At 54.9% G+C, this 19622-nt stretch carries 19 protein-coding genes; 8 read left to right on the top strand and 11 right to left on the bottom strand.

What is annotated here, in order from left to right; all coding sequences use genetic code 11:
* Positions 1 to 118: 118 nt before the first annotated feature.
* Entirely contained in the window at positions 119 to 913 is a 795-nt protein-coding gene (locus tag AURMO_RS07490) for a Bax inhibitor-1/YccA family protein (RefSeq protein WP_110234918.1), read from the top strand.
* Positions 914 to 1075: 162 nt separating this feature from the next.
* Entirely contained in the window at positions 1076 to 1486 is a 411-nt protein-coding gene (locus tag AURMO_RS07495) for a pyridoxamine 5'-phosphate oxidase family protein (RefSeq protein ID WP_110234573.1), read from the top strand.
* A 53-nt stretch (positions 1487 to 1539) separates the two neighbouring features.
* Here AURMO_RS07495 and AURMO_RS07500 read toward each other — a convergent pair whose 3' ends face one another.
* On the bottom strand, positions 1540 to 1896 hold the full coding sequence (locus AURMO_RS07500; RefSeq protein WP_110234574.1) for a DoxX family protein: 357 nt from the start codon (positions 1894 to 1896) through the stop codon (positions 1540 to 1542).
* A 112-nt stretch (positions 1897 to 2008) separates the two neighbouring features.
* On the opposite strand from AURMO_RS07500, the gene upp reads away from it, so the two are divergent.
* Positions 2009 to 2641, top strand: coding sequence for a uracil phosphoribosyltransferase (upp, locus tag AURMO_RS07505; protein WP_110234575.1), 633 nt, complete (start codon positions 2009 to 2011; stop codon positions 2639 to 2641).
* A gap of 7 nt (positions 2642 to 2648) precedes the next feature.
* Here the strand turns inward: upp and AURMO_RS07510 are convergent, their stop codons facing one another.
* The 3 genes from AURMO_RS07510 to deoC are packed head-to-tail and all read right to left on the bottom strand — an operon-like array spanning position 2649 to position 5927.
* Positions 2649 to 3506 carry an aldehyde dehydrogenase family protein gene (locus AURMO_RS07510; protein WP_110234576.1) on the bottom strand — a complete coding sequence of 286 codons (858 nt, stop codon included), beginning with the start codon at positions 3504 to 3506 and terminating at the stop codon, positions 2649 to 2651.
* Positions 3503 to 4945, bottom strand: a complete 1443-nt coding sequence (locus AURMO_RS07515; RefSeq protein WP_110234577.1) for an aldehyde dehydrogenase family protein — start codon at positions 4943 to 4945, stop codon at positions 3503 to 3505. Before AURMO_RS07515 ends, AURMO_RS07510 begins: the two co-directional genes overlap by 4 nt.
* 7 nt (positions 4946 to 4952) lie before the next feature.
* Positions 4953 to 5927 carry a deoxyribose-phosphate aldolase gene (gene deoC / locus AURMO_RS07520; protein ID WP_110234578.1) on the bottom strand — a complete coding sequence of 325 codons (975 nt, stop codon included), beginning with the start codon at positions 5925 to 5927 and terminating at the stop codon, positions 4953 to 4955.
* 71 nt (positions 5928 to 5998) lie between these two features.
* Here deoC and AURMO_RS07525 point away from each other — a divergent pair, with 71 nt between their 5' ends.
* Positions 5999 to 6850 carry a purine-nucleoside phosphorylase gene (locus AURMO_RS07525; RefSeq protein WP_110234579.1) on the top strand — a complete coding sequence of 284 codons (852 nt, stop codon included), beginning with the start codon at positions 5999 to 6001 and terminating at the stop codon, positions 6848 to 6850.
* 11 nt (positions 6851 to 6861) lie between these two features.
* Positions 6862 to 8553 (top strand): phospho-sugar mutase, encoded by a 1692-nt coding sequence (locus AURMO_RS07530; protein ID WP_110234580.1) that lies wholly within the window; start codon positions 6862 to 6864, stop codon positions 8551 to 8553.
* A 3-nt stretch (positions 8554 to 8556) separates the two neighbouring features.
* Here AURMO_RS07530 and AURMO_RS07535 read toward each other — a convergent pair whose 3' ends face one another.
* The 4 genes from AURMO_RS07535 to AURMO_RS07550 are packed head-to-tail and all read right to left on the bottom strand — an operon-like array spanning position 8557 to position 12840.
* Complete coding sequence (locus tag AURMO_RS07535) at positions 8557 to 9864, bottom strand: thymidine phosphorylase (protein ID WP_110234581.1); 1308 nt, start codon at positions 9862 to 9864, stop codon at positions 8557 to 8559.
* Entirely contained in the window at positions 9861 to 10292 is a 432-nt protein-coding gene (locus AURMO_RS07540) for a cytidine deaminase (RefSeq protein WP_110234582.1), read from the bottom strand. Before AURMO_RS07540 ends, AURMO_RS07535 begins: the two co-directional genes overlap by 4 nt.
* A gap of 8 nt (positions 10293 to 10300) precedes the next feature.
* Positions 10301 to 11569, bottom strand: a complete 1269-nt coding sequence (locus tag AURMO_RS07545) for an ABC transporter permease (RefSeq protein WP_110234583.1) — start codon at positions 11567 to 11569, stop codon at positions 10301 to 10303.
* Entirely contained in the window at positions 11566 to 12840 is a 1275-nt protein-coding gene (locus AURMO_RS07550) for an ABC transporter permease (protein ID WP_420807783.1), read from the bottom strand. The genes AURMO_RS07545 and AURMO_RS07550 overlap by 4 nt, the downstream gene beginning before the upstream one ends.
* A gap of 30 nt (positions 12841 to 12870) precedes the next feature.
* On the opposite strand from AURMO_RS07550, the gene AURMO_RS07555 reads away from it, so the two are divergent.
* Together AURMO_RS07555 and AURMO_RS07560 are read left to right on the top strand one after the other, a co-directional pair.
* A complete protein-coding gene (locus tag AURMO_RS07555) occupies positions 12871 to 13347 on the top strand; it encodes a helix-turn-helix domain-containing protein (protein ID WP_110233498.1) in 477 nt (158 codons plus the stop codon).
* Complete coding sequence (locus tag AURMO_RS07560) at positions 13344 to 14210, top strand: IS3 family transposase (protein ID WP_162532689.1); 867 nt, start codon at positions 13344 to 13346, stop codon at positions 14208 to 14210. The genes AURMO_RS07555 and AURMO_RS07560 overlap by 4 nt, the downstream gene beginning before the upstream one ends.
* 48 nt (positions 14211 to 14258) lie before the next feature.
* Here the strand turns inward: AURMO_RS07560 and AURMO_RS07565 are convergent, their stop codons facing one another.
* From AURMO_RS07565 to argG, 3 genes are all read right to left on the bottom strand, one after another.
* Positions 14259 to 15773, bottom strand: a complete 1515-nt coding sequence (locus AURMO_RS07565) for an ABC transporter ATP-binding protein (RefSeq protein ID WP_110234585.1) — start codon at positions 15771 to 15773, stop codon at positions 14259 to 14261.
* Between the two features lie 125 nt (positions 15774 to 15898).
* Positions 15899 to 16972 (bottom strand): BMP family lipoprotein, encoded by a 1074-nt coding sequence (locus AURMO_RS07570; RefSeq protein WP_204163610.1) that lies wholly within the window; start codon positions 16970 to 16972, stop codon positions 15899 to 15901.
* A 175-nt stretch (positions 16973 to 17147) separates the two neighbouring features.
* Positions 17148 to 18497 carry an argininosuccinate synthase gene (argG, locus tag AURMO_RS07575; protein WP_110234586.1) on the bottom strand — a complete coding sequence of 450 codons (1350 nt, stop codon included), beginning with the start codon at positions 18495 to 18497 and terminating at the stop codon, positions 17148 to 17150.
* An 82-nt stretch (positions 18498 to 18579) separates the two neighbouring features.
* Between argG and AURMO_RS07580 the strand changes: the two genes are divergently transcribed.
* A complete protein-coding gene (locus AURMO_RS07580; protein ID WP_110234587.1) occupies positions 18580 to 19617 on the top strand; it encodes a Gfo/Idh/MocA family protein in 1038 nt (345 codons plus the stop codon).
* Positions 19618 to 19622: the final 5 nt, after the last annotated feature.

Here is a 19622-nt window from a genome sequence, read left to right on the forward strand (position 1 = left end):
AGCCATCACCGAGGTTCATACACACAGCGAATTCTCGGAAAACATGGTGCTCACACTCGGTATCGTGGATGTAGCGCCCAGAAAGCGCACAACTTCCTGAAAGGAAATGACAACCATCATGGCTGTTAACAACCCCGCCTTCACTGGCCAAAAGGCTTTCTCGCCTAACGCGACTGCTGCTGAGCTCCAAGCGCTCTATGACGCACCGTCGGCCAACCGCGCACCCGAACGCGCCATGACCTACGAAGACACAGTTGCTAAGTCCTTCATCTCTTTCGTCGTACTCCTCGTCGGCGCAGCCGCCGGATGGATCATCACCAGCATGAACCCTGCCCTGGGCTCAGGCATGATTATGGTCGCCGGTATTGGTGCCTTCGTCCTGGCCATGGTCAACATTTTCAAGAAAGAGCCAGTACCCGCACTGATTCTTGCTTATGCCGCGCTTGAGGGTGTTCTCCTCGGCGGTATCTCACTGGTCTTTGACGCCCAGTGGAGTGGCATTGTTGCCCAGGCTGTTATTGCCACCATCGTGGTGGTCGGTGTGACCTTGGCTTTGTTTGCCAACGGCAAGATCCGCGCATCAGCACGTGCGACCAAGATTTTCTTCATCGCCATCATTGCGTACCTGGTCTTCTCGGTTGTAAGCCTGCTGATGTCTGCCTTCGGTGCCACCAGCGGAACCTTCGGTCTCAACTCTGTTGAGATCTTCGGTATCCCACTGGGTCTGATCATTGGCCCTCTGGTGATCTTGCTGGCTGCATACTCACTCGTACTGGACTTCGACATGGTTCAGCGCGGTGTGCAGAACAAGGCTCCCGCCAAGTTCGCTTGGACCGGTGCGTTCAGCATCATGGTCACTGTGGTCTGGCTCTACATGCAGATTCTGCAGTTCCTGGCGATTGCCCGCGACTAACGCAGACAACGAACACGGTGAAATGGCTTCCCTTCGGGGAGGCCATTTCTCATACCTTAACCCATTCCACGGCGGATGGAGCAACTACCACAGCACACAGAATTCACACACCATGAGCTATAAACTCAAAATATCCTTCCCTCCAGTAAAGACAGCATCACCATGAGCGAATACCCCATTGATCACCTCGACGATGAAGGATCGTGGGAGATTATCCAGGCCAACCAAATTGGCCGTATTGCGAGTGCCCGCGAAGGAGCACCCGATATCTATCCCGTCTCGTATGTTGTTCACAACTGGAAGATCTACTTCCGCACCGGCGCTGAGTCTCGCTTACGCAAAGAGACAGATGGCAGGCTGGTTGCTTTTGAATCTGGTTGGCAGATGATGAAGCACTTCTCCAGCACCGTTGCCCTGGGTGTTGTGCGGACACTCACCAGTGAAGATGCTGCCAAGGTACTAGACCGGCTCCCCATTGTCGACTTCGCTCCTGATCTCGACTACGTCTGGATGGAGCTCGACCCCACCGAGGTTCGCGGACGTCGCCTCAATGTGCTGGATCCTCAGCGCTAAATACCTACTTAATTTAAGAAAGGGCCCGTAGGGGCCCCTTCTTCAATAGCGGCTTAGACAATCATGAATAAGGCCAGCACTGCGAGCAATACTGCGAGCACGATGCTGGGGATGGCGCCCTTGGCGTCGTTGTTGCGGAAATGCCACACTGCTGCAGCAACCATGAGCACAGCCAAGCAAATCGCTGCCGTGAGCTGCAGAATTCCCAGGCCAACCAGGCCAGGAAGAATCAGGCCAACTCCACCAAGAAGCTCCGCCCATCCAACGAGCTTGACGGTTCGAGGGCTATAGTCCTTGACCCATGCCATCTTGGGTTCGAGCCTCTCAACAGGCTGGAATGCTTTGGTCGAGCCGGCGTAGACAAAAAGTATTGCCAACAGCAGATCAAGAATAGAAAGAACGATGGCCAAGATTTACCTCCAAAAGTGCGGGTAAATATTCATTTCCCCCAGGTTTTAGATTAGCGCGATTCAGAGCAGAGGAATTTTCTGAGCCCTTACGGGATTCGGCTAGATTGAAGCCATGCGTTTACATGTGGCCAACCACCCCCTCATTACCCACAAGCTCACTGTGTTGCGAGACAAGAGCACTCCTTCTTCAGTGTTCCGCTCTCTCGCCACAGAGCTCGTGACCTTGTTGGCCTATGAAGCCACCCGAGATGTACGGGTCGAAGAAGTCACCATTGAGACACCAGTCACCACGACCAAGGGGGTGATGCTGAGCCAACCGCGACCTCTGGTTGTTCCTATTCTTCGTGCGGGTCTTGGCATGCTAGATGGAATGGTCACCTTGCTGCCTTCTGCTGAGGTTGGTTTCCTCGGGATGGTTCGTGACGAAGAAACTCTGCAACCTGCTACCTATGCAGAGCGCCTTCCTGATGACCTCACTGGACGTCAGTGCTTTGTGCTGGACCCTATGCTCGCAACCGGCGGATCGCTGATTGCCGCTATTGACTTCTTGTTCAAGCGCGGGGCAACCGACGTGACCTGCGTCTGTCTTCTTGGTGCACCTGAGGGTGTTACAGCTGTTGAAGCAGCAACCGAGGGCAAGAGCGTCACCTTGGTTTTGGGTGCATTGGATGAGCGTCTCAACGAGCACGGGTATATCGTTCCCGGCCTTGGTGACGCGGGTGACCGGCTCTACGGAACGGTCTAAACAGCCGCTAAATCAGGCTCTTGGTGTGCCAGACAGTCTTCACTTCAGTGAATGCTGTGATTCTGTTCAGAGATGACACTGGGATTCCCTCAACCGGCGCGAGTGTGCGCATGAGGGTTTCTGCTGCAGCGATCTGAAGCGACGCCCAATCAAGTGACCCAGCACCTGCAAGATCCAGAGCATTGATATCTGCGTGAGATGCCATCCAGGGTGCCAGCTCTGCTGGGCTTCCGGTAATCACATTCACCACACCACCAGGAACATCGCTCGTTGCCATCACTTCAGCAAAGCTGATGGCGGTCAATGGCGCATCCTCGCATGGAACAACAACGACTGTGTTTCCAGAAACCAGGATGGGGGCAATAGTGGCGACTAATCCGAGCAATGAACCCGAGGTCTGTGGCGCAATCGCGCCGACAACACCGGTGGGTTCAGGAACAGACAGGTTGAAGTAGGGGCCAGAGACAGGGTTGGCCTGCCCGGCAACCTGGGTGTATTTGTCTGCCCAGCCGGCATACCAAATCCAGGTGTCGATGGCGGCATCGACCTGAGCGGCTGCTTCCTTTGCGGAGGAGCCTTCGACCAGCATGATCTCTTCAACGAACTGTGCTTTGCGGCCTTCGAGCACTTCAGCGATGCGGTACAGAACCTGACCGCGGTTATACGCGGTAGCACCGCTCCAGCCAGGCTGCGCGGTGCGAGCGGCAACAACCGCGTCCCGCATGTCTTTGCGTGATCCTTGTGCAGCGTTGGCAACGAATTCTCCGGCGACAGAGTTCACTTCGTAAACACGACCTGATTCACTACGGGGGAACTTTCCGCCAATGAAAAGCTTGTAGGTCTTGGGGACAGCGAGACGGCTCATGCTGCACCACCTTCCAGATAAGCAGCCAATCCGGAAAGGCCGCCTTCGCGGCCGTAGCCAGATTCTTTGTAACCACCGAATGGGCTTGCGGGGTCGAACTTGTTGAAGGTGTTGGCCCAGATCACGCCGGCGCGGAGCTTGTCTGCAACAGCCAAGACGCGGCTGCCCTTCTCGCTCCAGATACCCGCAGAGAGACCATAAGGAGTGTTGTTGGCCTTGGTGATTGCTTCGGCAGGTGTGCGGAAGGTCATCACCGACAACACGGGTCCGAAGATTTCCTCCCGAGCAATGGTGTTACTGGGAGAGACACCAGTAAAGACCGTGGGTGCAAACCAGAAACCCTTGGCAGGGATGTCACACGCTGGACTCCAGCGCTCTCCACCTTCGCTTTCGCCTTGGGCGGCGAGCGCGGTGATGCGGTCCAGCTGTTCGCGAGAGTTGATGGCACCGATGTCGGTGTTCTTGTCCAGTGGGTCACCCAGGCGCAGAGTAGACAGACGAGTCTTGAGACGGTCCATAACTTCGTCATGGATGTTTTCTTGAACCAGAAGTCGACTACCGGCACAGCAGACGTGACCCTGGTTGAAGAAGATGCCACTGACAATTCCTTCAACAGCCTGGTCCAGGGCGGCATCGTCGAAGACGATGTTGGCGCCCTTGCCACCGAGTTCAAGAGTGAGCTTGGTGTTGGATCTCGCAACGGCACGAGCAATCTCGCGTCCCACAGCGGTTGAACCAGTGAAGGCGATCTTGTTGATGTCGGTGTGGTTGACCAGGGATTTACCTGTGTCGCCTGCACCGGTGATGATGTTGACCACACCTGCGGGAAGGTCCGCCTGCTGACAGATTTCTGCGAAGAGCATGGCAGTCAGCGGGGTGGTTTCTGCTGGCTTCAACACCACTGTGTTTCCTGCGGCGAGCGCGGGAGCAATCTTCCAGGCAAGCATAAGCAGGGGGAAGTTCCATGGGATCACCTGAGCTGCAACACCGAGCGACTTGGGGTTTGCACCCAAGCCAGCGAAGTCGAGTTTGTCTGCCCAACCTGCGTAGTAGAAGAACCAGGCAGCAACCAAGGGGATATCCACATCACGGGTTTCCTTGATGGGCTTTCCGTTGTCGAGGGTCTCAGCAACTGCAAGCTCGCGTGAACGCTCCTGAATCAGGCGTGCGATACGGAAAAGATACTTCCCACGATCAGCACCGGACATCTTCGACCAGACCGAGTCATAGGCAGATCGTGCTGCGCGGACGGCCACATCAACATCTGCCTCGGTGGCGGTGCTGAAGGTTGCAATGGGTGCCTCAGTGGCTGGAGAGATGCTGGTGAAGTTCTCGCCTCTGCCGGCAACGAACTCTCCATTGATAAAGAGGCCGTAGTGCTCGTTGAGGTTCAGAATCCCGGTGGATTCTGGCGCTGGTGCGTAGTCCATGAATGACATGTAATTCCTAATCGAGAGTGACGTAATCGGCACTCGAGTAGTGACCCGAGGCAAGTTTTTGGCGTTGGAGGAGAACATCGTTAAGCAAGCTTGAGGCGCCGAAACGGAACAGGTGTGGCACGAGCCACTCTTCCCCGACAGTCTCTGCAACGACGACCAGATACTTGATGGCGTCCTTGGTGGTTTTGATTCCGCCAGCAGGCTTCACACCAATACGTTGACCGGTTGCGGCATACCAATCCCGCACTGCTTCCAGCATGAGCAGGGTGACCGGCAACGTAGCAGCGGGAGCTACCTTGCCTGTTGAGGTTTTGATGAAGTCTCCCCCGGCAAGCATGGCGAGCCAGGAAGCTTTGCGCACATTGTCATAGGTGACGAGTTCTCCTGTTTCCAGAATCACTTTGAGGTGGGCGTGAGTTCCGTCGGCACGACGGCAGGCTTCTTTCACCGCCACAATCTGCTGGAAGACGGTCCACCAGTCCCCCGCTAAAAAAGCTCCGCGGTCAATGACCATGTCGATCTCGTCTGCACCTGCGGCAACTGCTTCTTGGGTGTCTGCAATCTTGATTGCCAGGGAAGAGCGGCCACTAGGGAATGCCGTTGCTACGGCAGCGACGGAAACTTTGCCCTGGTCTGGGTCGCCATGCATGTCACCGAGTGCCTCAACAGCAATGGCAACCATGTCGCCATAAACACATACTGCGGCAACCCGAGGTGTGGTCAGGTCTCTCGCATCAGGTACCAGTGCTTTGGAGACCAAAGTTCGGACCTTGCCCGGAGTATCAGCACCCTCAAGCGTGGTGAGGTCAATCAGCTTGATAATGGTGTCGATTGCCCACGATTTGGACGACGTCTTGATGCTCCGAGTGCCCAAATCGGCGGCTCGGGCTTCGAGGCCAACAGCGTCAACACCGGGCAGAGCTCGAAGAAAGTCCGCAAGTGATTCTGCGGTGAGATCTGACAATACTGGGATAGAACGCATCTCTCCACACTACTGGGAGAAACCCCGTTCGCGGCGGATGTTTCCTCATTCTTGGTGGCTAGGATGAGTCAATGGATTCAACGCTGAACAACCAAGATGAACTTCTCAACCCCCTCTCTAACCCTGACGTGGACCCGTTTGAGGTGGCCCGCGAAGCGGCGGCTCAGATCGCGGAGAAAACAGGCGTAGCTCAGCACGATATTGGTCTGACATTGGGTTCTGGCTGGGGCAAAGCAGCTGAGTTGATGGGCGAAACCACAGCCACGATTGATGCCGCCGAAATTACTGGTTTCAGTGCTTCCGCCGTCGTGGGCCACTCCGGAACATTACGCAGCATCTTGCTTCCTAGCGGAAAGCGTGCACTCGTTATTGGTGCTCGCACGCACTATTACGAAGGCCACGGTGTGCGCCGCGTGGCCCACAGCGTGCGCACCGCTGCTGCGTGCGGTGCCACCACCATGGTGCTCACTAATGGTGCAGGTGGCATCAAGCCCAACTGGAAGCCAGGAACCCCCGTACTGATCAGCGACCACATCAACTTGACCGCGGACTCTCCTCTTGAGGGCGCGACCTTCATTGACCTCACTGATCTGTATTCATCCAGACTGCGCGATCTTGCTCGCACGGTGGATAGCAGCCTCGATAACGGTGTCTATGTCCAGTTCCGCGGGCCTCACTATGAAACTCCTGCCGAAGTGCAGATGGCGAAGGTTCTCGGCGGCCACATCGTGGGTATGTCCACGGCGTTAGAGGCGATTGCTGCCCGCCAAGCAGGAATGGAAGTTCTGGGACTCTCTCTCATTACCAACTTGGCTGCTGGTATTTCTGAGAACCCGCTGTCCCACAAAGAGGTACTGGAAGCGGGCGCTGCTGCAGAAGGTCGCATCAGCGAGCTACTTGCCCGCATCGTGGACAAGCTCTAGAAAGCCCAGTCATGACAACAGTGAATGAGTATCATTCCGAGGTTCTGGCGTGGATTGAGCAAGACCCCGACCTAGAAACAGTGGCAGAACTTAAAGCGCTACTTAAAGCCTCTGAAGCAGGTGACGAGCAAGCACAGGCAGAGATCTCGGACCGCTTCTCCACTCGCTTGAGCTTTGGAACAGCTGGTCTTCGTGGTGCCATTGCTGCAGGTCCCAACCGAATGAACCGGGTTGTTGTCATTCAAGCAGCAGCCGGCTTGGCCCGCTATTTGCTTGCGAATGCACACGAAGGAAAGACTCCCAGTGTGGTCATCGGTTTTGACGGCCGTAAGAACTCAGAAGTATTTGCTCGCGACACAGCAGAGATTATGTCGGGCTTTGGAGTTGAGGCAATGTTGCTGCCCCGCATGCTTCCCACCCCAGTTCTCGCCTTCAGCGTTCGTGAACTAAATGCCAGTGCTGGCGTCATGGTCACTGCTAGCCACAATCCTGCAGCTGACAACGGCTACAAGGTCTACCTCGGCGGAGATGACAATGGTTCCCAAATTGTCTCCCCCGCCGATGTCCACATTGCCGAGCAGATAGACATGGTTGCCGCGCAGATGAACGTTGGCGAGCTAGCCAGGGGCCCATTCAGCACTATTCCTGAGTCAGTCATTGATAATTACATCTCCCAGACCGCTCTGGTTGCAGGGACTTATGCGTCATCAGCACAACCTCACTTTGTGTACACCGCCATGCATGGTGTGGGCTATGAAACCTTCGCAGCTGTAATCTCACGTGCTGGTTTCGGCACACCTGAAGTAGTTGCTGAACAAAACGTTCCTGATGCCACCTTCCCCACCGTGGAGTTTCCTAACCCGGAGGAACCCGGCGCACTTGACCTGGCCTATGTATTAGCTCGAAAGACCAATGCAGAACTCATCGTGGCTAACGACCCGGATGCGGATCGTCTGGCAGTGGCTATCCCAGATGAGTCAACAGCTGAAGGCTATCGCCGACTCACCGGCAATGAGCTTGGTGCTCTGCTGGGCTGGAGAACAGCCCGTGAACTTGGCCTTACGAACAAGACTGGAACACTGGCGTGCTCCATCGTGTCTAGCCCCGCACTCTCTGCCGTTGCTGAACACTACGGTCTGGACTTTAGATGGACACTCACCGGGTTCAAGTGGGTTTCCCGAGTGGAGAACTTGGCCTTCGGCTATGAAGAAGCCCTGGGCTATCTCGTGAACCCCGGCACTATTCGTGACAAGGACGGAATCTCAGCTGCCGTTGCTCTCTTGAGCATCGTGAGCGAACTGAAATCACAGGGTTCTACTTTGAGTGACCACCTCGATGAGTTCAGCATGACCTTTGGCCACTTTGCGAGCGAACAGATTTCACTCCGAGTTTCTGACTTGTCAGAGATTCCTCGCCTGATGACGAGTCTGCGTTCTTCGCAGCCTGCAGGTATTGGTGGGATTGCAGTGGCAACCGTCGATGACCTTCTCGCAGGAAACTCCGACTTCCCACCCAGCGATGTGTTGAGATTCTGGCTGGAAGATGGTTCCCGCATTATGGTTCGCCCCAGTGGAACCGAACCCAAACTCAAGGTCTATATCGACGTGGTTTCTCGCGAGGGTGAATTAGCCCAACGCAGAAACGACGCTGCACAGAGGCTCTCAGCCCTCGCTTTCGGGATGAAAGAGCTACTCGGGCTCTAATTCCTATTCAGCCGTAATGCGTTCAGCAATGAGCGAGGTGCGAGGCACGAAAGAGCTGGCATCACCGATGACATATGCGCCTTCAACTGCTTCCAGCGCGCGCTCAAAGCGTGCGGCATCGTTGGCATGGAGGGTGAACAGGGGATCGCCCTTGCGAACCATGTCACCTGGCTTGGCGTGGAGATCAATACCTGCCGCGTGGATAACCGCATCCTCTGCACGTGCACGGCCAGCGCCAAGTCGCCAAGCAGCAATGCCGAACGGAAGTGCTTCCTGGTGAACCAACATGCCATCGCTCTCAGCAAGAACAACGTGTGATTCAGAAGCGGTGGGCAGGGCCGCGTCAGGGTCTCCGCCTTGAGCAGAAATCGTGGCCCGCCACGAATCCATTGCTTTGCCGTTGCGGAGATTCTCCGCAACTTCCACATCGTGCATGCCTGCCATATTGAGCATCTCGGTGGCCAGTGCCACCGTTAACTCGATAACGTCACCGGGGCCGCCACCAGCCAACACCTCAACAGATTCTCGAACCTCATTGGCATTACCAATGGTGAGGCCGAGAGGGATATTCATATCAGTCAGCAACGCCGTGGTGTTCACGCCGGCATCGGTGCCGAGGGCAACCATGGTGCGGGCTAGTTCACGAGAACGTTCTATGTCTTTAAGGAATGCGCCGGAACCAAACTTCACATCGAGCACGAGGCTGTCTGTTCCTTCGGCGATCTTCTTGCTCATGATGCTCGAGGCAATCAAGGGGATTGCTTCCACGGTTGCGGTGATGTCGCGCAAGGCATAGAGCTTGCCATCTGCAGGAGCTAGGCCTGAGCCTGCAGCACAGATCACCCCATTGAGCTCAGCCAACTGGTTGAACATCTCTTCATTGGAGAGATGTGCTCGCCAACCCGGGATGGATTCCAGCTTGTCCAAGGTTCCACCGGTGTGGCCCAGGCCGCGGCCTGACAGCTGTGGCACTGCCACACCAAACGAGGCAACGAGCGGCATCAGGGGCAGAGTGATCTTGTCTCCCACACCACCGGTGGAGTGCTTATCTGCCGTGGGGCGGTTCAGCGCAGAGAAGTCCATGCGCTCACCCGAGGCGATCATGGCCATGGTCATGTCTTTGATTTCTCGACGGTTCATGCCGTTGAGGAAGATGGCCATGGTCATGGCGGACATCTGTTCTTGAGCGATGAAGCCTCGGGTGTAGGCATCAATCATCCACTGGATCTGCTCCGTGCTGAGTTCACCCTTGTCTCGTTTGATCGAGATCAGTTGAACGGCATCGAAGGGCTCGATTGTGGGGGTACTCATGACTTGTCCTTGGATTGTGCGTTGTAGGCATCGAGCTGGCGAGGACCGAAAGCATCGGGCAAGACCTCATCGATGGTCTTGAAACCGGACACGGTTTCGAGGACCATGCCTTCGGCAGAGTGTTCGAACAAAAGCTGGCGGCAGCGACCACAGGGCATCAGCACTTCCCCGTTGCCATCAACACAGGTAAAGGCAATGAGCTTGCCACCTCCGGTGGCATGTAGCTGGGAAACCAGGCTGCATTCAGCACACAAGGTGAGGCCATAGGACGCGTTCTCCACATTGCAACCAGAGATGATGCGGCCGTCATCAACAAGTGCCGCCGCTCCCACCGGGAATGTGGAGTAGGGAACATAGGCGTTGCCCATGGCAGACGTGGCTGCACTGCGCAGTGCAGCCCAGTCAATGGCTGTGTTATCTGAACTCATCTGCGTTCCTAGCTCTTGGTATACGGCTTGCCAGCAGCAGCAGGGCCGCGTACGCGTCCCACAAAACCAGCAACAGCAAAGATGGTGACCACGTAGGGCAGCATCAGCATGAACTCGCTAGGAACGGGCGAGCCAATAATGGACAGAACGTTTTGCAGGTTGCTTGCAAAACCGAAAAGCAAGGCAGCCAGGGTTGCTCGGATGGGATCCCAGCGACCAAAGATGACAGCGGCAAGGGCAATAAAGCCAGCACCTGCCGTCATCTCTTTCTGGAAGGCACCCACGGAACCCAGGGTGAAGTACGCGCCACCAATACCAGCGATGGCGCCGGCGAGCGCAACGTTCCAGAAGCGGGTTGCAGCCACGTTGATACCGACTGTGTCAGCGGCCATGGGGTGCTCCCCTACTGAACGAAGGCGCAAACCCCACTTGGTCTTGAACAGTGCATAGGCGACAACGGCCACGATAATGTACATCAAATACACAATCAGGGTCTGCCTAAACAGCACAGGGCCAATGATGGGAATCTGGCTCAACACAGGGATGTCGATGCGATCAAATCGTGGTGGGGAGTTCAGCACAGAGGTGTTCTTACTCAACACCTGTGAATACAAGAAGCTAGTAAGCCCCAGAACAAGAACGTTGAGAACCACGCCCACAATGACCTGGTCCACCAAGTACTTGACCGAGAAGGTTGCTAGGACGAAGGACACCAGCATGCCGGCAACCATCGCAGAGACGAGACCGAGGTAGGGCGAGCCAGTCAGTGTGGCAACCATCGCAGACACGAAGGCACCAGCAAGAAGCTGGCCTTCGATGGCGATGTTGATCACACCGACGCGCTCAGAAATGATGCCGCCCAGCGCACCAAAGATGAGTGGAATGCTCAGGCCGACGGTGCCCAGCAAGAGACCGGGTACCAGGATGGAGCCATCAGCACCTGCCCAGGTGAGGAAGCCCACCATGAAGAAGAAGCCGAAAGCGCTGATCATCCAAATAGGTGATGACTTTCCTTTATTGGAGAAGAAGAAGCTGAGAACCGTCATGGCGAACAATAGTGCCGTGACAAAGATTCCCGTTCCCAGCGCTGGGAGGTCAATGGCTGGGAGCTGAATGAAGTCAGATTCAGTTGAGAGTCGGAAGTTGGTGCTTGCTCCCGTGTTCAGCAGGATGAAGACCACAAAAGCAACCACAGTGAAGATGCCGAAGGCAATGGGAGCCTTCCAGCTCTTGAGCACCACGTTTGGGGTGACCGGAGACGTCGTTATCTGGCTCATCGTGTCACCGCCTTCACTCGAGGGCGTCGTAACGAAACAGGCTTGGGTTCCCCGGCAGGAACAGGAAGCCTAAAAAGTGCACGAATCAAAGGTGGCGCAGCAATAAAGAGCACGATCAGCGACTGCACAACAAGAACAATGTCGATGGGGATTCCTTCAGCAGCTTGCATGGCGAAACCACCCGCCTTGAATGCTCCAAAAAGAATTCCCGCAAAGAACACACCCCAGGGCTTTGCTCGACCCAGCAACGCAACGGTAATGGCATCGAAGCCGATACCTGCGTCAATACCGGAACTAAAGCCAGCAGGCACAACACCGAGTACTTGAATTACACCGGCAACAGCAATGAGGCCGCCCGAGAAGAGCATCGCATAGATATACATGCGGTCCACACGAATACCTGCAACACGTGCTGCATTCGGGTTCTCACCCACAGCGCGGAACTGGAAACCCAGGCTGGAGCGTGAGAGCAACCAAGCAACAAAGATGGTCAACGCAATGACCAGGAGGAAACCAGTGTTGAGGTTATAGCCAGGCCCCAAGAGCTTAGGCATGACTGCTGTTTCCAGAATCGGTGCCGTCTTAGGGTTGTTGGAGCCAGGAGCCTGAAGGAAACCCTGGGTGCGCAGCATCCAGGAGACCAAGTAGAACGCGATGTAGTTGAGCATGATGGTCACGATGACCTCGTGTGCACCTGTGCGAGCCTTCAGGACACCAACGATTCCAGCCCACAGTGCTCCGCCGATAATGCCGGCTAGAACGGCAACGATGAGGTGGATCACGGGAGGAAGATGCCAGGTGAAACCGACATATCCGGCACAGGCGGCAGCGATGAGCATCTGTCCACGACCACCGATATTGAACAAGCCAACACGGAATGTCAAGGCAACACCGAGACCAGCCACGATGAGCGGCGTAGCGAAGGTGAGGGTCTCAGTCAGTGGCTTAATACCCGTTGCAAATTCAGGGCGACGGAAGTTATAGACCGAACCTTGGAACAACGAAGAATACGCACCAAAGATGGAATCCCAAATTGCCTGGAAAGTTGAGGTGGGGCGGGCAGCAAAGTAACCCGCGGCCTTGTGTACGCCGGGGTCAGTAACAGCAATCAGGATTGCGCCAACCACTAACGCACTGAGCACAGAGAGGATAGAGATGATGACGCTACCGCCGAGCATTTCTTTGAGGGCAATGTTCCAGCGAGAAGGCGGAGCAATCTCGGTGGTGGCAGTCTCTACTGTGAACTGAACCCCAAAAGTGGGACTCGTAATTAAGAGTCACTACTTGAAAGGGATGAGTTCATGAATGGCAAGGTTATTCATTCAATCGAAACCCGCATCGAAGCTGCAAAGCTTTTCGATGCGGGTTTTGGCTATAAAGCTGTTGCGGCGCATTTGGGGTTGAATCTGGATTCGGTCCGGCATTGGCAGGATCGTTATTTGCAGGGTCGACTTTTAGACTCAACAGTTATGGGAAAGAAGTTCTATCCGCCAGAGCTCAAGGTTGCTGCGGTTGAGAAGTTTCTTGCTGGCGCTTCAAAAACTGATGTTCTTGCCGAGTTTGAAATTTCTAATCGGGGCATGTTGACCAAATGGGTGTCGGCTTATCGCGAAGGCGGTCCTTCAGTTTTCTATGAGAAAGCTAAAGGGCGACCGCGGAAAGATTCTCGTCCGGAAACGCTTGAGGAACGGCTTGCGTTTTTGGAGATGGAGAACGAGATTCTAAAAAAATGGGTGGCTCTAGCCCAGGAGGAAGATCGACGTCTGTCCGGTCTGTGATTGTTACTGAGTTAGAGCACAAATACTCCACACGAGCTGTTTTGAAGGCGGTGGGGTTATCTGTCTCCACCTACTATCGCCACCGCTCACAACCTGTTCCTCTCGACCGTTATGAGCAGCTTCGTCCGCTGCTTCGTGAGGTCTTTGATGGTTCTTATCGTTCTTATGGTTATCGGCGCATTCGCGCCGTTCTTGCCACTAGACATGGCATCCAGTTGAGCGGGAAGACGGTGTTGAAGTTGATGCGTCAAGAAGGCCGCACATGCCAAGTTCGAAGGCGCAAGAAATACAAGTCCTACAGGGGCGAGATTGGCAAGGCAGCGCCAAACGTGTTGGCAAGGAACTTTGATGCCGCACAGCCGTCGAAGAAATGGGTGACCGATGTCACTGAGTTTTATGTCCTGGGCCAGAAGCAATATCTCTCACCCGTGATTGATTTGTTTAACCGTGAAGTGATTTCTTATGAACTGGCACCATCACCAGTGATGGGTTTAGTCACAGGAATGTTGGAGAAAGCCTTCACTCAGTTGAAACCTGGCACTGGGTTGGTGATGCATTCAGATCAGGGATGGCATTACCAACACATCAAATATCAACTCGCGTTGAAACAACGCGGCATCACTCAATCAATGTCACGAAAAGGCAACTGTCTCGACAATGCCGTTGCTGAGAATTTCTTCGGACACTTCAAAGAAGAATTCCTGCGTCAACACCACTTCACCAGCATGGGCCAGTTCAAGCGGGAACTAGAGAAATACATTCACTGGTTCAACCACGACAGGGTCCAGTTAAAGCTCAATGGTCTGAGTCCGGTTGACTACCGAACTCAGACCATTAGAGACTTGAAGCCGACTCCTCATTAACTGTCCCAATAAAGGGGTTCAGTTCAACTGCCTCAGGGGTCTTCTTGCTCATGCTGCTACTCCTGCAGGTACTTCGCCAGCCATCATCAAACCGAGAACTGCGCGGGGAGTGTCGGCAGGCACGATGCCCACAATGCGTCCCCGATACATCACAACAATACGGTCCGCCAGTGCAACAACTTCATCGAGTTCACTCGAGACAACCAATACTGGGATGCCGCTGTCACGGGTCTGAACAATGCGCTTGTGAACAAACTCAATCGATCCCACGTCAATACCGCGGGTGGGCTGGGCAGCAACAAACAACTTCAAATCACGGCTGAGCTCACGAGCCAACACAATCTTCTGCTGGTTACCACCTGAAAGCTGGGAGGCTTTGGAGGTAATGCCCTGAGAACGAACGTCGAACTCTTTCGAGGTTTCCGTCGCAAATTCTGTCAGCGTCTTCAGCTGAAGTGCACCAGCGCGAACAAATGGTGCTCCTTGTGAGCGGTCAAGCATAAGGTTTTCGGCAATGGTGAAGCTTCCGACAAGTCCATCTTCGGTTCTATCCTCGGGAACGAAACCAACACCAGCATCAAGAATGTGTCGAACAGACTTGCCCAGAAGCGATTGACCGTCAAGGGAAATAGATCCCGAGACATGGTGAGCCAAGCCCATGATTGCTTCAGTGAGTTCTGTTTGCCCGTTTCCTTGAACGCCAGCAATACAGACAATTTCACCCGCACGGATAGTAAAGCTGACATCATTGACGACTGCCATGCCTGTGGGATCAAGAACCGTCAGTGACTCTACGACAAGAGCATCTGCACCCAGTTTGGCTGGGCCCTTGTCAACCTTGAGTTGAACTGCACGTCCGACCATCATTTCAGCAAGTTCTGTATTGGTGGCGGTTGGGGATGCTTCACCCACGACCTTGCCCAAGCGGATGACCGTAATGTCGTCAGCGACTTCACGAACTTCACGAAGCTTGTGGGTGATGAAGATGATGGCAGTTCCGGAATCACGCAACTGCTTCATGATCACCATGAGTTCATCAGTTTCCTGTGGAGTAAGAACAGCGGTGGGCTCGTCAAAGATGAGGACTTGAGCATCACGGGCAAGCGCCTTGATAATTTCCACACGCTGTTGAACGCCAACGGGGAGGTCTCCAACAAGTGCGTCAGGATCAATATCAAAACCGAAGCGCGCACTGACATCAAGGACAAGTTGGCGGGCGGCTTCAATGTCCAAGCGGCCTCCGCGGGTGGTTTGTTCATGGCCAAGCATGACATTCTCGGCCACGGTAAATACAGGGATCAGCATGAAGTGTTGGTGAACCATTCCGATACCGGCCGCCATTGCGTCGCCGGGTCCGGAGAATTGTTGGACAACTTCGTCCAGAAGGATCTCGCCCTCGTCTGCTTGATACAGACCGAATAGTACGTTCATGAGCGTCGATTTGCCTGCACCATTTTCACCTACGAGAGCGTGAATCCTGCCGGGCATTGCAACGAGGCTGATGTGGTCGTTCGCAGTCAGTTGGCCAAAACGCTTGGTGATGTTGCGTAGTTCGAGCTTCATTGATCTCACAACTTCGTGAAGAGGTAAAGGGTGGTCTTTGATTCTAAATGACCTCTGTGGGAAAGAGGTGGTGAAACAGTTTGGGGAGGCACCGCCGAAGCGGGCCTCCCCAAACCTATGGTGAATTACTTAGGAGATGAAGGAGAAACTACTTCAATCGAACCGTCGTTGATTCCCTTGGTGATTGCATCCAGCTGGCTCTGCAGGTCAGGGTTTACCTTCGATGCGTAGTCGTGGAATGGAGCAAGACCAACACCACCGTTGGCAAGGGTGCCAACAAATGGGGTGTTGTCGAACTTACCCTCAGCTGCTGCGATGGTTACGTCAGCGACACCAACACCAACCTGCTTCAGAACAGAAGTAAGGAACATGCTCTTGATTTCAGGAGCGGTGTTGTATGCGTCGGAGTCAACACCGATCATGGGGATGTCTTTGCCAGAGTCCTTGATTGCCTCAGCTGCGCTCAGGAAGATAGGACCTCCAACGGGGAAGATAACGTCAGCGTTCTGGTCGATAAGACCCTGTGCTGCGGTCTTAGCCTCAACACCAGCTGCGAAGCCACCGGTGAATGAACCGGTCTGAGAAGCAACGTCCCAACCAACAACCTTTACGGAAGCGGAGTTCTGCTCGTTGTAGTAAGCAACACCATCAGCGAAACCATCCATGAAGATGGTGACGGGTGGAATCTGCATACCACCGAAGGTTCCAACTACACCAGTGGTGGAGTAGCTAGCTGCGGTGTAACCAGCGAGGAATGCTGCCTGTGCGGTGTCGAAAACGATGGGCTTGACGTTGTCAGCGGCGATGCTGCTGTCGTCCACGATTGCGAAGTTGACACCAGGGTTAGCAGCTGCTGCTTCCTTGGTTGCGTCTGCAAGCAAGAAACCAACGGTGGTGATCAGGGTGCAACCCTGGTCAACGAGGCTCTGGATGTTGGGTGCGAAGTCAGTCTCTGCAGCTGACTCGACGGTGATGGGGGTTACACCCAGTTCGTCAGACGCTGAGGTCAGACCCTCAAAACCTGACTGGTTGAAAGACTTGTCGTCGAATCCACCGGAGTCAGAAACCATACAAGGTAGTGCGAGGCTGCCGCCGTCGGCTGCTTCGTCTGCGGGTGCGCTTGCGCAACCGGCCAAAAGGGCAACAACACCTAGCGCTGCTGCGCTGCTGATGGCTACCTTACGAGAAAAAATTCCCAATGTGTCCTCCAAATACGAGTCCCCATACAGGTCGCATGAGGTAGTAACTACGTTACTTGAAACGACGGAAATCGCCACCGATCAGGTTCTTCAGACCGGATAAGTTACACAAAAGAAATATAGAGATACGGAATCAGTCGTTTAGGGCCTAACGAACGACGATTTTCTGCTGTTTCTATTTCTTCTTTTCGAGCGCAGCTGCCTTGAGATCACCCATCAACACAGCAGCGCCACCTTCGACGATGCCCTGAGCTGCATACTGCTCAAGACGTTCACGCGAGTCAGCGATGTCGAGGTTACGCATGGTGAGCTGACCGATACGGTCTTCAGGGCCGAAGGCCGCGTCTTCGACGCGCTCCATTGAGAGCTTGTCAGGGTGGTAGCTCAAGGCGGGACCTGCGGTGTTGAGGATTGTGTAGTCGTCACCGCGGCGCAGGCGCAGGGTCACTTCACCGGTGACGGCAGAGCCAACCCAGCGAACAATGGACTCACGCAGCATGAGTGCCTGAGGGTCGAACCAACGACCTTCATACATCAAGCGACCCAAACGACGACCCTCAGCGGCGTAGTTAGCCAAAGTGTCTTCGTTGTGAATAGCGTTAAGCAAGCGTTCGTAAACAATGTGCAGCAAAGCCATGCCTGGTGCTTCATAAATTCCGCGACTCTTCGCCTCGATGATGCGGTTCTCTACCTGGTCAGAGATTCCCAGACCGTGACGGCCACCAATCGCGTTGGCTTCCATCACGAGTGCGACGGGGTCGTCGTAACGCTTGCCGTTGATCGAGACTGGACGACCTGCTTCAAACGCGATGGTGACCTCTTCGGTCTTGACCTCGACGTCATCGCGCCAGGCAGCGACACCCATGATGGGCTCGACCAAGTCGAGGCCCTGGTCGAGGTGCTCGAGGAGCTTCGCTTCATGTGATGCGCCCCAGATGTTGGCGTCAGTTGAATACGCCTTCTCCTTGGATGCGCGGTAAGGAAGGTCGCGAGCAAGAAGCCATTCGCTCATCTCGTGACGACCACCAAGTTCGTTGACGAAGTCAGCGTCCAGCCATGGCTTGTATATGCGCAGCGCAGGGTTAGCCATCAGGCCGTAGCGGTAGAAACGCTCAATGTCATTGCCCTTGTAGGTGGAACCGTCACCCCAAATGTCCACGCCGTCTTCGTGCATCGCACGAACCAGCATGGTGCCGGTGACAGCACGACCCAAAGGGGTGGTGTTGAAGTAGGTCTTGCCCGCGGTGCGGATGTGGAAAGCACCGCACTGCAGAGCAACGAGGCCTTCCTCAACAAGGGGTCCACGGCAGTCAATCAGGCGAGCAATCTCAGCACCGTATTCGAGGGCGCGGCCAGGAACGCTATCGATGTCTGGTTCATCTGCCTGGCCGAGGTTGGCGGTGTAGGTGCAAGGGATAGCACCCTTTTCGCGCATCCACGCAACAGCAACAGAGGTGTCGAGACCTCCAGAGAAAGCGATACCGACGCGTTCACCCACGGGCAAAGAAGAAAGAACCTTAGACATGCCTCAATTCTAGTTGTGCCTACACAACCCCACGTTGTTCGCCTAGCATGGGCTACACCCTCCTCTGAATCAAGGACCGACGATGCTACCTTCTTCCCTTCCTGCTCCCCGCCTGATTGACCCTGCTTCGGTCACCCCCCTACGTTGGGGAATCATTGGACCGGGTGGGATTGCGGAGACCTTTGCGGACTCCGTTCACAAACACACCACCCAGCGCATTGTTGCTGTGGCATCGCAAACTCCCGGCAAGGCAGAGGCTTTTGCCACTCCTCGTGGTATTCCCCATGCACTCACCTCTTATGACGCACTGGTCAACCACCCAGAGGTGGACGTGGTTTATGTGGCAACCACCCACCAGTTCCACAAAGCGCACGCATTACTCGCGATTGCTGCTGGCAAGCATGTTCTGGTTGAGAAGCCATTAGCAACCAACCCGACTGATGCCCAAGAGATCGTTGATGCCGCGAAGGCAGCAGGCGTTCTTGCCATGGAAGCTATGTGGACTCGTTACATCCCCCAGTCAGAGGTAATGCGTCAAATCTTTGCAGACGGCATCTTGGGAGATATCTCGTTCGTGTTCTCCGACTTTGGTCAGGACCTGCGTCACGTTCCCCGGTTGATGGATCCCGCTGCTGGTGGTGGGCTTCTTGACCTCGGTATTTACAACTTTGCTTTCTCTTCATTCGTTCTTGGCAATGCCACCAGCATCAACACCGTGGGGTCGTTGACCTCCACCGGTGTTGACGAAACAACTACCTCCGTCTTGAGTTACGACTCTGGCGCCCAGGCAGTTGCCACCGTGACAATGGCTGCCTTCACCCCCACGGCAGCTTCAGTGTCCGGTTCTGCCGGACGCCTCAACATTCACGAACCGTTCTTCACTCCCAGTGGATTGACATTGTTCGCTTCAGAGTTCAACCCCACACCAGTTGCCACCTGGCGCGATGAATCCGGTGTTCCGGCTCACGAAGGATTGAGCTATCAAGCAACAGCGCTCTCGTCATTCTTGGATCAGGGCCTCACGGATTCACCGCTTCGCCCACTTGCTGAGGCTGTCAGCGACAACGCTCTGATCTACCAGGCACGCCACCAGATTGGTGCCGTGCTGACCGGAGAGTAGAAGTC

It is taken from the genome of Aurantimicrobium photophilum (assembly GCF_003194085.1).
GTDB classification, from domain to species: Bacteria; Actinomycetota; Actinomycetes; order Actinomycetales; family Microbacteriaceae; genus Aurantimicrobium; species Aurantimicrobium photophilum.

Bases quoted from the DNA above. Each gene is read 5' to 3' on its own strand.
- AURMO_RS07490 (WP_110234918.1), top strand. From the start codon at position 119: ATGGCTGTTAACAACCCCGCCTTCACTGGCCAAAAGGCTTTCTCGCCT.
- AURMO_RS07495 (WP_110234573.1), top strand. From the start codon at position 1,076: ATGAGCGAATACCCCATTGATCACCTCGACGATGAAGGATCGTGGGAG.
- upp (WP_110234575.1), top strand. From the start codon at position 2,009: ATGCGTTTACATGTGGCCAACCACCCCCTCATTACCCACAAGCTCACT.
- AURMO_RS07510 (WP_110234576.1), bottom strand. From the start codon at position 3,506: ATGAGCCGTCTCGCTGTCCCCAAGACCTACAAGCTTTTCATTGGCGGA.
- AURMO_RS07515 (WP_110234577.1), bottom strand. From the start codon at position 4,945: ATGTCATTCATGGACTACGCACCAGCGCCAGAATCCACCGGGATTCTG.
- deoC (WP_110234578.1), bottom strand. From the start codon at position 5,927: ATGCGTTCTATCCCAGTATTGTCAGATCTCACCGCAGAATCACTTGCG.
- AURMO_RS07525 (WP_110234579.1), top strand. From the start codon at position 5,999: ATGGATTCAACGCTGAACAACCAAGATGAACTTCTCAACCCCCTCTCT.
- AURMO_RS07530 (WP_110234580.1), top strand. From the start codon at position 6,862: ATGACAACAGTGAATGAGTATCATTCCGAGGTTCTGGCGTGGATTGAG.
- AURMO_RS07535 (WP_110234581.1), bottom strand. From the start codon at position 9,864: ATGAGTACCCCCACAATCGAGCCCTTCGATGCCGTTCAACTGATCTCG.
- AURMO_RS07540 (WP_110234582.1), bottom strand. From the start codon at position 10,292: ATGAGTTCAGATAACACAGCCATTGACTGGGCTGCACTGCGCAGTGCA.
- AURMO_RS07545 (WP_110234583.1), bottom strand. From the start codon at position 11,569: ATGAGCCAGATAACGACGTCTCCGGTCACCCCAAACGTGGTGCTCAAG.
- AURMO_RS07555 (WP_110233498.1), top strand. From the start codon at position 12,871: ATGAATGGCAAGGTTATTCATTCAATCGAAACCCGCATCGAAGCTGCA.
- AURMO_RS07565 (WP_110234585.1), bottom strand. From the start codon at position 15,773: ATGAAGCTCGAACTACGCAACATCACCAAGCGTTTTGGCCAACTGACT.
- argG (WP_110234586.1), bottom strand. From the start codon at position 18,497: ATGTCTAAGGTTCTTTCTTCTTTGCCCGTGGGTGAACGCGTCGGTATC.
- AURMO_RS07580 (WP_110234587.1), top strand. From the start codon at position 18,580: ATGCTACCTTCTTCCCTTCCTGCTCCCCGCCTGATTGACCCTGCTTCG.